Genomic DNA, 14565 nt, shown 5'->3' with positions numbered 1-14565 from the left:
CTTCGGCACCGTTATTGATCTCCGAACAATTTAATAAAATCTTATTCTGAATAACTAAAAATTGCAGAGCAGATCAGAAGCCGCCATCGATATCCGTCACACTAATCAGCTTATGATTGACAAACTCCTTCAGTCCGAGACCAATCAGCTCGCGGCCATAGCCTGAGCGGCGCACACCGCCAAATGGCAGGTCAGCCTTCACCGCAGTCGGATGGTTGATGTAGACCATGCCGGTAGACATTTGAGCTGCAACCTTGCGGCCCCGTTCGATGTCTTGAGTGAACACCGAACCGCCAAGGCCGAAAGGCGAGTCATTCGCAATCTCGATAGCTTCCGCTTCATCTTTGGCTTTAAAGACCAGCGATACCGGGCCAAAGAATTCCCAGTAATACGCCGGGTTATCCTTAGTCAGGCCGGTGAGCAACACCGGCTGCACGAAGGCGCCCTGCGACGGCACCTCAGCGCCAATCACAGTCAGGGTCGCGCCGTGGCCGACAGCTTCCTTCACCTGTTTACGCACATCGTCGGCCGCACCCTGTGAGGACAGCGGCGCCAGAGTCGTGGCAGGGTCCAGCGGATCGCCGGCCTTGAGTTGGGCAACGCCAGCTGTGTACTTATCAAGGAAAGCGTCGTAGATAGCCTCGACCACGATAATACGCTTGGACGAGCAGCACACCTGGCCGGCATTCCAGTGGCGGCCAAACACCGCCCACTTAGCGGCCTTGTCCAGATCAGCATCTTCCAACACCACAAAGGCGTCAGCACCACCCAGCTCCATCGTTGACTTCTTCAATGCCTTACCGGCCTGTGCTGCAACCACAGCGCCAGCGTCCTCCGAACCCGTTAGCGCAACACCATGTACACGCGGATCGTTAATGATGGTTTCGAGTTGCTCACGGCTAGCGTAGAGGTTTTTGAATCCGCCTACCGGCAGGCCGGCTTCAAGCATTAGCTTCTCAAACACATCGGCGGATTGCGGTACGTTAGACGCATGCTTGAGTATCACGACATTCCCGGCCGCTAACTGCGGCGCGATGATTCGAGCTATCTGGTAGTAAGGAAAATTCCACGGTTCGATAGCCAGGATGATGCCTAGAGGCTCATGCACCAGCCACGCTTCGGTTACCGCAGGGTCTTTAGAATGCAGCTTCTCCGGCGCCAGTTGCTGCTGCGCATTCTCGACGTAGTACTCAAAGATAGCCGCCGACAGTTCAACCTCCGCTTCGGCCTCTCCCAGTAGCTTACCCATCTCCAGTGTCAACAACTTGGCGTATTCGGTATGCTTGGCTCGGAGCAAGTCGGCCGCCTTTTGCAGCACGGCAACACGATCGGCGATTGTAGTATTTTTCCATTGCTTGAATGCCTCATCGCCTTGATCCAGAGCAAGAGCAACATCGGCAGTAGTGGCGTCAGAAAACGTCTTGATCGTTTCGCCGGTGTAGGGATTGGTTGTTGCGTAGGCCATCTTTCGTTCCTTGGTTGCATGCAGGGACCGTTCGCGAACGAACAGCCTATAAAAGAAAGTCCGACTCAGGATCGTCACCGACTAAAACCAGAGCGTTCCCGAGAGAGGAAACGTCATTCGGACGGCAGTGATATCACTCAACAATTAGATGATGAACGTAATGCAAATAAAAAACGGCATCGTAGAAGAGTGTATTCGCTCCATGGCGATTCAGACACTTTTATCCGATTAAAATATGTGATTCTCTTAGCGCTATTTATAACTCCAGGTTCAGTCCCTGAGAGAGGAACAACACAAAAGTCTTCGTCGCGCCATAAATTGATATACCGAATTCCGGTGCCAGACCGACGATCGGACCCATTATTCATACTGGAGGTCATCTTGATTTTATGATGCTTGGAGCTCGTTCAAGCTGGCTAAGGTCGCATTCAAGTTCAACATTGGCCTTCGGTATCCAAATGCCCACGGTAAATCCACCCCACGCTTGAATACGAAGTTGTGCGTGACGTCCTCTGAAGGAAACTTTGATAATCGATGGAAAAAATGTCGGATGGAGGGAAAACCAGACAAAGCAGCACTTACAACGCTAAATTGTTCAAATAATAGGCTAACTTGTCGGTAACGCAAGATTACGCTGTCATTAATCCACAATTTATTGATGGGTTTATTCTAATAAAATGTGTCGCCTAACAATAATAACAATAGCCCCCCAAAATCATCATCTAAGCGTCAAAGAGGATTCACTTGCACAAATAGATTATGCATGTCATATATAATAGATGTTGGTCATCATAAATAATTGTTGGGATGGGGAATCAATATGAAATACACCACTTTTGGTCGTAATAGCGGCCTACGGGTTTCCGAACTGGCACTGGGTACCGGTAACTTTGGTACTGCCTGGGGATATGGCTCGGAAAAAGAGGAAGCAAAACAGGTATTTGACCGCTATGCCGAGGCCGGGGGTAATTTCATCGACACCGCAGATACTTACCAATTCGGTCAATCTGAACAGATCGTAGGAGAGTTCATTGCTGCGGAACGTGATCGTTTTGTGGTCGCAACAAAATATACGCTGGGAGCACAACCGGATGCGGGGATTGCTCAAACCGGAAACAGCCGCCGCAATATGATTGCTTCCGTGGAAAGCAGCCTTAAACGGCTTAACACCGACCGCATTGATTTATTGTGGGCCCATTTTGATGACCAGTTAACGCCTCTTGAAGAAATTGTGCGCGCTTTTGACGACCTGACTCGTGCAGGCAAAATACAGTATGCAGGGCTTTCCAATTTCCCGGCATGGCGCATTGCACGGGCAGATACCTTGGCAGAATTACGCGGCTGGTCACGTATTGCCGGTATTCAGGTAGAGTACAGTTTGGTACAGCGAACGGCTGAACGTGAACTACTGCCGATGGCCGAAGCACTCGGCTTAGCAGCCACACTGTGGTCACCTCTGGGGGGAGGATTGCTGACAGGAAAATATCGTCAAAGCGATGAAGGTCGTCTACTTGGTTTTGCGGGCCGATTGGTGCATACCGAGCAAGATACTGCGCTACTCGATGAAGTTATCGCAATAGCACAGGAACACCACGTGCAACCATTACATATTGCTGTTGCCTGGTTGCGCCATAAAGCCGCAAACTCCCCTACCAGCCTAATCCCTATTTTAGGCTCCCGTACCCAAGCCCAACTGGATGACACACTGGCAGCATTAGATGTGATATTGAGTGATGAACAAGTGGCACGTCTTGATAAGGTCAGCGCCATTACTCTGGGAACGCCACACGAACAAATCGCCAACACTCTGGCACGGGCGCAGGGCGGCGATAGTACGCGTATCATCGCCCCCCGACCACCGCGGGCATGAATCAAGATCTGTATTGATGAGAGGCAACATCTATTGATGTGCTAGCATGGCATACTTTATGATGCTGCCTGTTCAATCAGGAGAAATGTATGGCCCGAGTATCAAAGCAACAGATGGCACTCAATCGCGAGTCAATCGTACAGACCTCTTCACAACTCTTCCGTGCCCGGGGTTTGAATGGTGTCAGCGTCAACGATTTAATGGCTGCGGTCGGATTGACTCATGGCGGGTTCTATGGACACTTTACCTCTAAAGATGAATTGGCGGCTATCGCCAGTCGCAAAGCGCTCGACGATTCCAGCACCCGTTGGCAGCAAATCAGCAGCCAGCCCGAGCATCATAATCTGCGCACGTTAGTCGAACTTTATCTCTCAACCACCCACCGTGACCATGCAGAAGATGGCTGTGCAATTACTGCGCTAGCCAGCGATGTGGCACGTGAGAATGATGAGAATCCGGTGCGAGAGGTTTATCTCAGTGGCGTGAGATCCCTGCTAGACAGATTAATGTCTGTTTCTGATATAGAAAATGAAGAACAACGCAGGCAACACGCGCTGGCACAGCTTGCTATGTTGTCCGGTGCATTAACACTGGCGCGCGCCACCGCCGGGGATAAGTTGTCGGATGAATTTCTTGAAGCAGCCAAAAAAGTCTTATTGACTGAAGAAAAGTAATGTCCCCACGGCAGGATTATCAAGGTGCCAATCATCCTGTGCTAAAAACTTTTCGCCTATAGCTTAAGTGGCTATTTGCCCGCAAACATCCTGTCACTAAGGAAATCGATAAATACCCGTAATTTAGGCGTGATATAACGCCCGGAAGGCCACACCACATGCAAGCTCACTGTGCGCTTTACATAACTATCCAGCAAGCTTCGTAATTTGCCTTCCGCTACTGCCTTTCCCATCGAAAAATCCGGTAAGCAGGCGATGCCCAATCCTCTTAAAGCAAAACACATTCTGGTTTCAATGTTGTTGCATACCATCGAGATTGGGATCCGCAAATCAGACTCATTAGGCAAGGGCCAGGTTTCCAATTTTCCGCTGTTAGGGAAACGATAATGCAGGCAGATATGATTCGCCAGTTCAACAGGGTGCATAGGCTCACCATGCTGCTCCAGATAGGCGGGCGATGCCACCAGTAGCATGGTGGACTGCCCCAACTTACGTGCTGACAAACGGGAATCAGTCAGTTCACCGGTGCGGACGACGGCATCAAATCCCTCTTCGACCACATCAACAATCCGATCACTGAAATCCAGATCTAGCTCAATGTCGGGGTATGCGAGCATAAAATCGGCCAATACGGGTAACAACAATGTGCTCACCAGTGGCAAACTGACCCGCAACCTGCCGCGCGGCTTATCGGTAAGTTGTAACAGCTCAAGCTCTGCGGCCTCTACCTCAGCAAGAATCCGCCGACTACGTTCAAGAAAAAGCGCACCTTCGGAAGTCAGTGCTATGCTGCGAGTGCTGCGGTGAAATAATCTCACGCCTAACCGCCCCTCGAGCCGTGCGATATTCTTACCAACCGCCGAAGCGGAAACACCCAATATACGCCCTGCCATCACAAAACTACGGGTCTCGGCCACTTGAACAAAAACACTCAGACTGCTTAGGCTATCCATCACGGCTCCGATTGCGGACATTTATATCCTCTAATACTGGAAATCTACCCCACTTTTTCCTGATTGCGTAGTTCTCTATTGTTAGATGGCCATCTATGGTTAAGTCTTCATTCAGATTAAGGAATTACTATGTCTGCGAGTTCGTTAGTGCCAATACAGCCAGTGCATCTGGCAGCCAGAATTAATACAGTGATTGATCAGGCGCTCACCGAACAGCGCTTGGTGGGTACCGTGGTCATGGTGGCGCTTAACGGCGAGACACATTTCAGCCGGGCAGCAGGATGGGCGGATCGCGAAACCGGACAACCGATGACCTCCAATACCCTGTTTCGTTTGGCATCCATCAGTAAGCCGATCGTTTCTACAGCAGCAATGGTATTAGTCGCACAGGGTAAGCTCGACCTTGATGGCGATATCCGGCGCTGGTTACCTGACTTTCAACCCCGGCTGGCAAATGAGGAATTACCAACCATTACGATACGCCAATTACTCAGCCATACCGCCGGTTTGAGCTATCGCTTTTGTGAAGCTGATGAGGATGGGCCCTATGCTCGCGCGGGGATCTCCGATGGCATGGATCGATCAGCAATCACACTCAACGAGAACTTACGTCGATTAGCCGATGTGCCGCTATATTATGCCCCAGGAACTGCATGGGCTTATTCATTGGCAATTGATGTATTAGGTGCAGTTATCGAGCAAGTTTGTGGTCGGCCATTAGATCAAGCAGTAAGGGCATTGGTCACCGAGCCACTACATATGCAGGACACGGATTTTTTCACCCATGATGTCAGTCGGCTAGCTACGCCTTATGTCAGTGATACACCTGCGCCACACCCCTTGCAGGAAGATGAACTTGTCGCCGCGTTCCCCGATACCATCGGTATTCGATTTTCCCCTGCCCGTGCACTCAATCGCCATGCTTTCCCTTCTGGCGGTGCGGGGATGATAGGCAGTGCCAACGACCTGTTGAGCTTGCTGGAAACGCTACGTCGGGGTGGCTCACCACTGCTTCCAGCGGCTTTAGTCGATGAGATGGGCCGAGACCAAATTCAGGGTCTTATCTTACCTGACTCTCCCGGTTTGGGCTTCGGGTTAGGCTTTTCGGTCTTGCGCGATCCACACGAGGCTGATTCACCTGAGTCCGTTGGTACATGGCGTTGGGGAGGTGCATATGGTCACTCATGGTTTGTTGATAGGATTCAAGGGATATCCGCAGTCGCATTAACTAATACCCTATACGAAGGTATGTCCGGGCAATTTGTCAACGATCTGCGGGACGCCATCTATGGCGTCGGGAAACAATAATGAAAGCAGCGCCCTTTCCTCTCTCGGCATTATTGGCTCTCGCGATGACGGGCTTTATTGCCATCATGACCGAGACATTACCAGCTGGATTGTTGCCGCAGATCGGCCAAGGATTGGGGGTTTCACAAGCATTGGCTGGCCAATTGGTGACACTCTATGCTCTGGGTTCGTTACTGGCTGCGATCCCCTTAATTACTTTGACCCGCAGTTGGGGGCGGCGTAAAGCCTTACTCAGCGCCATTGTCGGTTTTTTCATATTCAATACTTTAACCACTATTTCGCCTTGGTTCAGTTTAACCTTACTGGCCCGTTTTATGGCCGGTGCTGCCGCTGGACTGGCATGGGGGCTTATCGCAGGTTACGCACGACGTATGGTACAACCTCATCAACAAGGGCGCGCAATGGCGATCGCCATGACCGGCACCCCTATCGCCCTGGCACTAGGGGTACCATTGGGGGCATGGCTGGGTATGGTGCTCAGTTGGCGCAATGCATTTGCCATTATGTCGGGATTAACTTTGCTGCTGATTGTCTGGGTTATCGTGAAAATACCTGATTATCCAGGGCAATCGGCCAAACAGCAACAACCGGTGCGCAAAGTGTTCACCACCCCTGGCGTACGCCCCATTTTGTCGGTTATTGTCCTTTGGATGCTGGCACATAATATTCTTTATACCTATATTGCCCCTTTTATCACCCCAGTCGGGTTGGAAAAACAGCTCGATAAAGTGCTGTTGGTATTTGGTGTCAGTGCGCTAGCGGGAACTTGCTTCACCGGATTAGTCGTGGATCGATGGTTACGTGGCGCGGTATTACTGAGTCTTGGTACCTTTATTCTGGCTGCATTGATATTGGCAATCGCCGGGGGATCCCCCTCCGCGATTTATGGCAGCATGTTGCTCTGGGGCCTCAGTTTTGGTGGCGCATCCACACTATTGCAAACCGCGTCGGCGGATGCCGCAGGACAAAATGCCGATGTGGCGCAGTCAATGATTGTGGTGGCTTGGAATTTAGCCATTGCAGGGGGCGGGATCATCGGTGGCCTGTTGTTACAAAGCGCCGGAGCAGTAAGTTTCCCGTGGACAGTGTTGGGGTTATTACTCCTTGGGTTGATTATTGTCTGGCAGGCTCAACAATACGGGTTCAAACCGGGTATTCGTAGTGCAATGCACGTTGAAAAATGCTGAGGTAATACATATAAAGACACCCGCTATTGCGGTGGGTGTTGTAAAATAATATTAATTGGCGTAGATGATTTTATCTGAATAGATAGCTTCAATTGCTTGTTTATGAATATTCTTCTTTTTATCGGTGACAATAATATCAATATCATTGATGTCACTTATTTTCATTAACCCACTTTGGCCAAATTTACTGGTGTCACATAAAATAACTTTCTGTCTGCCCATCGCCAACATTTTCTTGGCAATACGCCCTTCATCTAAATTTTTTACCATCACGCCAAAATCACTGTCTATTCCGCCAACTCCGACGAAAGTGAAATCAGTATGAATATCGTTCATTTGTTCAATGGTCTGAATGCCTAAGTTAGCCTTGTAGGTATGATTATATTCACCACCTAATACATGCACGACAGCCATATTATTTTTACTTTTAATTTGATCAGCAATTAATGATGAATTAGTAAAAACAGTAAACTTCACTAATGGTAAGAATGAAGCAAAAATAAGTGTGGTGGTACAAGAATCAATAAATAAAGTATCGTTTTCAGTCACCAACGATGCAGCATATTGACCAATTAGCATTTTTTCCTGGCGATTTAAATCCATTCGTTGGGCAAAACTGCCCTCTTGTATATTCTGAACTTTTATCGCACCGCCATGGACTTTAGTGACCTCACCGCTCTTTTCCAAATAGGAAAGATCCCGGCGGATGGTTTCAGACGTCACACCCAACTCTTCGGAAAGACCAATAACCGAAACCTCACCAAGACTATCCAGCTTTTCTAAAATAAACTGTTTACGTTTGATCTGATTCATAAGAATAGCGGCCCGAAACTGTGCGATACATAGTGTCATTCTACTGAATAATCTTATGAAACAAAAGGCGATTCAATCACACCAGCCAGAGTTGATTAATGATAAAAGCGACCCTGTGTTGGTTATTATCCTGACTTACCCTATCCACACAAGATTTGACAAAATCACTGGCATTCCCCCATTGCCACACCCACAGCAGAAAACTGAAACATACTGATATCATTCTGCTGATCGCCAATACTGACCATGGCTTGAGCACTGATATTTAAGTGCTGAGATAAATAATGCAATCCTTACCCCTTACTGATGCCATGTTTCATTATTTCATAATAATGATTGCTGGTTTTACTGAGTGAGTAACGTGCCATCAAGATCAAGTGCTAATAACTTATACATACGTTGACTCCAATAAAAAAGGGAGAATATATTATTGCTAATATACTCTCCCTCCTTGCTCACATTATACTATCAGTGGGTAATAAAGCGCGATACCACATCCTTTGCCGCGTTGCAGACAACATTATCAATGGCGGTGCCCACCACCAGAATATTTACACCGGTATCTTTAAATGCTTTGGCATTTTCCAGATTGATCCCCCCTTCTGCTAATGTTGGTACCGAAACCGCACCGACCAACGCCAGAAGCCGCTGTTTGATAGCATCAGGAATATCACCCGCACTGACACCTTCGTAGCTCATGCCAGTCATTAAACCAATCATATCAACACCCAGTGCTTCCATCGTTTTAGCCACTTGCGCAACATCAGCGGGGGTTTCAGCGGCAATACCGAAGGTATGCAAGTCATTCGGGTGACCAATATAAGCATCCACCGTCAGACCATATTTATGGGCTAAATCCACCAGTTCCTTTAAATCTTCAAAACTGGACTTATGGGTATGTAAACCATCAGCCCCTGATTGAGCTATCAATAAAATATCTTGTTCTGTCACGGGTGTAGGTACAGTTTCAGTAAAGCCCCCGGCGATGCCGACGGTAATAAAAATATCGTCAGCCACCACATTACGCACCCCCCGCACGGCTTGTGCCATTTGGCCGATGGTTATCTCATGACGAATACGCTCCGCAGCATGCATATTCGTCACGCCATTATGGCCGCGAGCCAGTGCCAACGCCGGGTGATTAGGTTCCAATAATTTAACACCTGAATCGCATACTGCTTTCGCTAAGCGAGCATCATCTCCGGTTATTCCAGTACTGAGAATAGTTTGACCGCCATGTAATGAAATTGCATTTCGTACTTTATCCATAGCGACGGAACGTTTCTTACTCATATCAGCGTTGAACATATTTACCTCTACTTGATTTATATAAAACGGCTTTTTTAATTGTTAACTCTTAGCCCGAGATCCCTGGTGTTGGTGATTCGGGTACTGCTTTTTTAATTGCGACAAACTTGTTGGCTAATAGGGTGATTACACAGGTCAACACCAGTGTTACCGCCATGACTATCGCCATATAAAAAGCGTTATTCGACAAGAATGGGGAGGCGAATGCAGGTACATATGCCACGCCTTTAATATTTAATAATCCCAGCAACATGCCGCCAACGCCGGCGGAGAATATTGCACCAGCAAAGACGACTTTATTAGAAAACATGAACGGGTAAGCAGATTCGACGAACGTCCCAAAACCGAGGTTAATTAACAACCCTGGGGCAGCTACTGCGGCTTCACTTTTCTCGCGCGGAGCAATCACGTTTGCCAGATTAATACCGGCTGCCACCATCACCAGCCCGACCATATCGACCGCGCCGAGGAAGCTGACACCGGACTTTTCCATTTCCAGTAATACCAGTGGCAATATAACTGCGTGATAAACTCCACCCAGAATAGCTGGCCAAATAACCAGACCGGCCAGTAATCCGGCTAAAATCGGGCTAAAAGCCAGAGTGGCTTCGATAGCCAATTTGATATAGTCACCAGCGGCTAATGCCAATGGGCTAAGCAGGTAATACATCACTAAACCGGAGAATAAACCGGACAAACCACCCGCTACGATATTGATGGTGGTCATTGGGAATTGCCATCTCAGACAGAGCCCGAACAGGTAACGCACCATAATACCGGCGCCGATCCCTCCCAAAATACCGCCGATTAAGCCACCTTCTACCGACAGCACCCCGGCGACAACCCCCGCCACAATCGACACTTCATCTAGCTCAGAAACCTGTTTAGCCGCAATAACCGCGACAATAACCGGCAACCCCTTCAACAACAGTTCAAAAATGGCATTGAGTGATTGCAACCCTGGGATATGGCTTAGCGCCAATACAATAGCCATGGCGATAAAACCAGGCAGAGCTGGGGTCATGATGCTACGGATATTGATTCTTTTTAGCAGGCTCTTGTCACTGCCCGGCATGTTGGCCTCGCTACTGCCCAGCACTGGGGTATATTTTATCTGCCAGTGTTTGCATAGCGAGGCGGTAAAAGAGATAGCCCGTGTGCGGCTATTGGTTCCAGTTGTGCCAGAGGTGGCAATCACATTGGCACCTTTGGAGGTGATAATTGCCATCGAGGTGCCGCCAGTGCCCACAATAGGGATTTTCTTTTCTATCGCCGCCAAAATAGCGTCTTTATTACTGCGATCAGGGTCGGCACTCATGATAATGATGCCATCAATATCACCGGCTCGAATTTGTGCCGCAATGGCCGCATCCGATGATTTTACCGCGTCATTCACCTCGGAGAGTTTCCCCTGGAAGCTAATCCGTGGTTTATCCCCTTCTTCCGCGATTATTGAATAAACGGCGGCGGCGGTGGTCGGCTTTGCCACATCCATCGACTCTTCCGCTGCAATAAATTGCACCGCACTGACACCTAACCCAGCAGAGTGGAGTTGGGTATAGATTTCTTGTAGAAGTCTTTCGGGGTAGGCACCACCGAGATTGAACAGATTTCCCCCGCTGCTTCCGAGTATTGCTACATTTTTCATGTCGGGCCTCAAAAGATAAGAAATATTAGAAAGTGTTATTATGTTTTTAACTGCAATTCACCATCACAGAAATAATAATTCAAAGCAACATTAAACAACATAAAACCATCCATTAACCCCACTAACACAACAGTGATTAATACCAATAATTTAATTAAAAAATCATATAATCAAACCAATATTCCATTAAATTAAGATAATTAGAAATTAAAAATCACAAATTGGCATTTTGTTGTTTTATTTTGTTTTGTTGTTTTCGTGATGAAGGTCAAATTATTGCCATTGGCTATTTCTGGCGAAGAAAGAAATGTGGAGAAAATGATAGAAGATGTGCGAGAGTTAAAATTGTGAGTAGAGGGAAGTATCGCGGGTCGTTAAATAGCACAGTGCCATAACGGTTTTAGGCAAGAGTGATCAGTCGGCCCGTTCCTGCTCATATGAGCAGGCAGGAAAAGGCCGTAGGTATCATGGTGGTTAAGCGTTTATCGCTTTCTTTGAATCCAGAGCGCTATGGATGGCGGCTTCCAATTCGTTGACTTCGAATTTTGCCACATAAGCATCTGCCCCCACTTTGCGGACATGGTCTTCATTGGCACTACCCGATAATGACGAATGGATTATCACCGGAATATTTTTTAAGAACTCATCGCGTTTTATATTCAGCGTCAAGGTAAAACCATCCATCTCCGGCATTTCTAAATCGGTTAACACAAAGGCGATTTTATCCGAGATAGGTACCCCTTCGGCCCGCGCTTCATCGGCCATCTTCTTGATCTTATTCCACGCTTCCAGACCAGTGATATGCATCACGGCAGGGATATTCATCATCTTCAGACCCTGTTCAAGCATCGAACGCGCCACCTTAGAATCTTCAGCCACAATCGCGACTGAGCCTGGCTTAAGTTCAAATGCCTTGGTCTTCTCACTGTCGATTTGAACATTGCGATTAGCAGGAATAATGTCATATAGAATCTGTTCAACATCCAGCACCAGTGCCAATCGGTTGCTCGTAGGATCGTTATCCAAGCGCGCGATACTGGTAATATTGCGGCTCTTAACACCCGCGTCGGCAGCCAGTACCTGGCTCCATTCAAGGCGCACGATATCGTCAACGGATTCCACGGCAAAAGCCTGTGTACTCCGGGCGTACTCAGTCACCAGCAGAATATTTAGTCCAGTTTTTGGCACGCAACCGACGATAGACGGGAGGTCAATCACCGGAATGATTTCTCCGCGAATATTCGCAATACCCATCATCGGAGATGCCATACCCGCGGCTTTGGTCAGCGTAGGCATGGGTACAATTTCGCGCAGTTTGAACACGTTGATACCGAATAACTCGGATCTCTCTTCTTCTTGAGATACCCCCAGTCGGAACAACAAAAGTTCAAATCGGTTTGATGAGGTGAGATTTGTTCTCTCTTCAATCTCTTTTTGAAAATTATCCATACTTTCCCCAATGCAAATAATTGTTGATGTGCAATAACAAGGCGATATCAGCCATTCGGAAAATAAGGAATAACATTCTGCTCAGCGGCAACTAATGCTTCACCCTTTCATTCGGGAACATGAAAATACAGCACGCACGGTGCCCTCTCGTCCCACGTCTGTCCATTGCCTTTTCTCATTCTCACCATGGTGGAACTTATAGTGTTATCGGCACGTGGGAGAAAATGCTTAATAATTCGACTTAAGAGAAAAACGCGGCACCGAACACTGCCTGACGTCGCCGCTGCACATCACTTAACGACCATCTGCGTCCACTGGGAAATGCGATAAAAGTCGCCATGCGCTGGCCCGCAAACGGGCGCAAATGAACTTTAGTGGTCAGGCTGTGGGCCGATAGCGCCATAGCCAACGGCCAGAGGACATTCGCCGATAAAACAGCACACCACGCACTATCCAGTCGAGGAACATGCCCATCCACACGCCAATGACGCCAAATCCTAGCGTCACACCCAGAATGTAACCGGCGATAATCCGGCAACCCCACATCCCGGCCAGTGCCACCCACATCGTGTAACTGGCATCCTTCGCCCCTTTTAGGCCGGATGGTAACACCCAAGAGGCGGCCCAAATCGGCATAAACAGTGCATTTATCCAGATGAGGTGTTTAACGACAGTAATGACGCCCGGCTCGTTGGTATACAACGAAGCCAAAAAACCTGCGCTGGGGATCGATAATAGCGCGATAAAACACACCCCAACCGTCGATAACCAGAAGATATGCTTGAGTTGGCGGATCGGTTGCAAGATCTGCCCTTTCCCTAACCGCGTGCCGATAATAATCGTCGAGGTATAGCCCAACGCGTTGCCCGGCAAGTTAATCAGCCCAACAATTGAGAATGCGATGAAATTACCGGCGATCACTTCGGTCCCCATCCCCGCCACAAAACGCTGAGTAATCAGCTTACCAATGCTAAACATCACTGATTCAACACTCGCGGGAATACCAATACTCAACACCTCAAACATAATCGCCGAGGTAAACGGCATAAAATATGCTTTGAACGGGATGCGCAGAGTGTGATTGGCACCAAAAATTAGCATTAGCACCACCACCAACGCGCCGATATAGCGAGAAAGCGTGATACCGATACCGGCACCAATAAAGCCTAAGCCCTGCCAGCTAAATAGGCCGTAAATCAATATGCTACTGATAGCAATATTGAGAATGTTCATCATAATATTGATGACCATGGGTAATCGGGTATTACCGGCTCCGCGCAGTGCACCACAACCCACCAAGGTGATGGCCATTGCGGGATAATTCCAGACGGTCAGATGCAGATAGGTCAGCGCCATCGCCTTAACGGAGGGATCGGCTTGACTGGCCATCAGATTAATAATCGTCTCACCGGTAAAATGCACCAGTAACACCAAAAATAATGAGATGAGCACCAGTAGAGAGATCGATTGACGCGCTGCCGTTTGTGCTTGTTTGCGTTTACGCTGACCAAGACTAAATGACACCACAACCGATGTTCCCAGCGCAACAGAGGCAAAAAAAGCCACAATCAACATATTGAAGCTATCCGCCAGCCCCACCGCCGCCATGGCCTCTTTACCCAACCAACTCACCAGCAGTGTGCTAAACACCCCCATCAGCAGCACACAAAGCCCTTCAATAAACAGTGGGATAGCCAGTGGCGTTATCTCACGCCAAAACAGTACCCGATAGGATTTTCGCTTTTTATACCACGCGCTTGCGTGAAAGATTTTCAACTTAACAGTCCCTGGAATCACGTCCATTTGCATACATCAACGCTTTCCACCACTATGGTGAAACATCCCGATGCGCTGATTTACAATGGTGATTACCCGCGTTAAATTTTAACG

General features: G+C 48.3%; 11 protein-coding genes and 3 pseudogenes. 4 read left to right on the top strand and 10 right to left on the bottom strand.

Translation table 11 applies throughout. The features are described from left to right. Positions 1-73 precede the first annotated feature (73 nt). The 3 genes and pseudogenes from ACWJJO_RS08555 to ACWJJO_RS08545 form a co-directional block, all read right to left on the bottom strand. Positions 74-1465 (bottom strand): NAD-dependent succinate-semialdehyde dehydrogenase, encoded by a 1392-nt coding sequence (locus ACWJJO_RS08555; RefSeq protein WP_481090914.1) that lies wholly within the window; start codon positions 1463-1465, stop codon positions 74-76. Positions 1466-1724: 259 nt separating this feature from the next. After that, a pseudogene (locus tag ACWJJO_RS08550) lies at positions 1725-1817 on the bottom strand (SDR family NAD(P)-dependent oxidoreductase); the annotation flags it as partial. 24 nt (positions 1818-1841) lie between these two features. Then, positions 1842-2024 (bottom strand): annotated as a pseudogene (locus tag ACWJJO_RS08545) (pYEATS domain-containing protein); the annotation flags it as partial. Positions 2025-2285: 261 nt separating this feature from the next. Here ACWJJO_RS08545 and ACWJJO_RS08540 point away from each other — a divergent pair. Both ACWJJO_RS08540 and ACWJJO_RS08535 read left to right on the top strand, forming a co-directional pair. Next, on the top strand, positions 2286-3335 hold the full coding sequence (locus tag ACWJJO_RS08540) for an aldo/keto reductase (RefSeq protein ID WP_083159242.1): 1050 nt from the start codon (positions 2286-2288) through the stop codon (positions 3333-3335). An 89-nt stretch (positions 3336-3424) separates the two neighbouring features. Further along, on the top strand, positions 3425-4009 hold the full coding sequence (locus tag ACWJJO_RS08535) for a TetR/AcrR family transcriptional regulator (protein ID WP_083159243.1): 585 nt from the start codon (positions 3425-3427) through the stop codon (positions 4007-4009). A gap of 71 nt (positions 4010-4080) precedes the next feature. Here the strand turns inward: ACWJJO_RS08535 and ACWJJO_RS08530 are convergent, their stop codons facing one another. Beyond that, positions 4081-4962: a LysR family transcriptional regulator gene (locus ACWJJO_RS08530; RefSeq protein WP_083159244.1), complete on the bottom strand. Its 882-nt coding sequence runs from the start codon at positions 4960-4962 to the stop codon at positions 4081-4083. Between the two features lie 129 nt (positions 4963-5091). Here ACWJJO_RS08530 and ACWJJO_RS08525 point away from each other — a divergent pair, with 129 nt between their 5' ends. Beyond that, entirely contained in the window at positions 5092-6270 is a 1179-nt protein-coding gene (locus ACWJJO_RS08525; RefSeq protein WP_083159245.1) for a serine hydrolase domain-containing protein, read from the top strand. Then, a complete protein-coding gene (locus tag ACWJJO_RS08520; protein WP_481090913.1) occupies positions 6270-7457 on the top strand; it encodes an MFS transporter in 1188 nt (395 codons plus the stop codon). The genes ACWJJO_RS08525 and ACWJJO_RS08520 overlap by 1 nt, the downstream gene beginning before the upstream one ends. Before the next feature lie 51 nt (positions 7458-7508). On the opposite strand, the gene ACWJJO_RS08515 is transcribed toward ACWJJO_RS08520, so the two are convergent. From ACWJJO_RS08515 to ACWJJO_RS08490, 6 genes and pseudogenes are all read right to left on the bottom strand, one after another. Continuing rightward, a complete protein-coding gene (locus ACWJJO_RS08515) occupies positions 7509-8270 on the bottom strand; it encodes a DeoR/GlpR family DNA-binding transcription regulator (protein WP_083163745.1) in 762 nt (253 codons plus the stop codon). Between the two features lie 76 nt (positions 8271-8346). After that, a pseudogene (locus ACWJJO_RS08510) lies at positions 8347-8632 on the bottom strand (HAD hydrolase family protein); the annotation flags it as partial. Positions 8633-8738: 106 nt separating this feature from the next. Further along, positions 8739-9578 carry a histidine biosynthesis protein gene (locus ACWJJO_RS08505; RefSeq protein WP_481090912.1) on the bottom strand — a complete coding sequence of 280 codons (840 nt, stop codon included), beginning with the start codon at positions 9576-9578 and terminating at the stop codon, positions 8739-8741. Positions 9579-9627: 49 nt separating this feature from the next. Beyond that, entirely contained in the window at positions 9628-11226 is a 1599-nt protein-coding gene (locus tag ACWJJO_RS08500) for a PTS sugar transporter (protein ID WP_481090911.1), read from the bottom strand. 474 nt (positions 11227-11700) lie between these two features. After that, positions 11701-12675 (bottom strand): chemotaxis protein, encoded by a 975-nt coding sequence (locus ACWJJO_RS08495; RefSeq protein ID WP_442847946.1) that lies wholly within the window; start codon positions 12673-12675, stop codon positions 11701-11703. Between the two features lie 378 nt (positions 12676-13053). Then, on the bottom strand, positions 13054-14451 hold the full coding sequence (locus ACWJJO_RS08490) for an EmmdR/YeeO family multidrug/toxin efflux MATE transporter (RefSeq protein ID WP_083163747.1): 1398 nt from the start codon (positions 14449-14451) through the stop codon (positions 13054-13056). Positions 14452-14565 lie beyond the last annotated feature (114 nt).

The organism is Yersinia antarctica, assembly GCF_056636475.1.
Note: the sequence above shows the minus strand (reverse complement) of the source record. Positions and strands in the feature narration are given on the sequence as shown.

What these genes read in the sequence shown, in the direction of transcription:
- ACWJJO_RS08500 (WP_481090911.1), bottom strand. Translation starts at nt 11,226, where the DNA reads ATGAAAAATGTAGCAATACTCGGAAGCAGCGGGGGAAATCTGTTCAAT.
- ACWJJO_RS08540 (WP_083159242.1), top strand. Translation starts at nt 2,286, where the DNA reads ATGAAATACACCACTTTTGGTCGTAATAGCGGCCTACGGGTTTCCGAA.
- ACWJJO_RS08535 (WP_083159243.1), top strand. Translation starts at nt 3,425, where the DNA reads ATGGCCCGAGTATCAAAGCAACAGATGGCACTCAATCGCGAGTCAATC.
- ACWJJO_RS08555 (WP_481090914.1), bottom strand. Translation starts at nt 1,465, where the DNA reads ATGGCCTACGCAACAACCAATCCCTACACCGGCGAAACGATCAAGACG.
- ACWJJO_RS08505 (WP_481090912.1), bottom strand. Translation starts at nt 9,578, where the DNA reads ATGTTCAACGCTGATATGAGTAAGAAACGTTCCGTCGCTATGGATAAA.
- ACWJJO_RS08515 (WP_083163745.1), bottom strand. Translation starts at nt 8,270, where the DNA reads ATGAATCAGATCAAACGTAAACAGTTTATTTTAGAAAAGCTGGATAGT.
- ACWJJO_RS08525 (WP_083159245.1), top strand. Translation starts at nt 5,092, where the DNA reads ATGTCTGCGAGTTCGTTAGTGCCAATACAGCCAGTGCATCTGGCAGCC.
- ACWJJO_RS08495 (WP_442847946.1), bottom strand. Translation starts at nt 12,675, where the DNA reads ATGGATAATTTTCAAAAAGAGATTGAAGAGAGAACAAATCTCACCTCA.
- ACWJJO_RS08520 (WP_481090913.1), top strand. Translation starts at nt 6,270, where the DNA reads ATGAAAGCAGCGCCCTTTCCTCTCTCGGCATTATTGGCTCTCGCGATG.
- ACWJJO_RS08530 (WP_083159244.1), bottom strand. Translation starts at nt 4,962, where the DNA reads ATGGATAGCCTAAGCAGTCTGAGTGTTTTTGTTCAAGTGGCCGAGACC.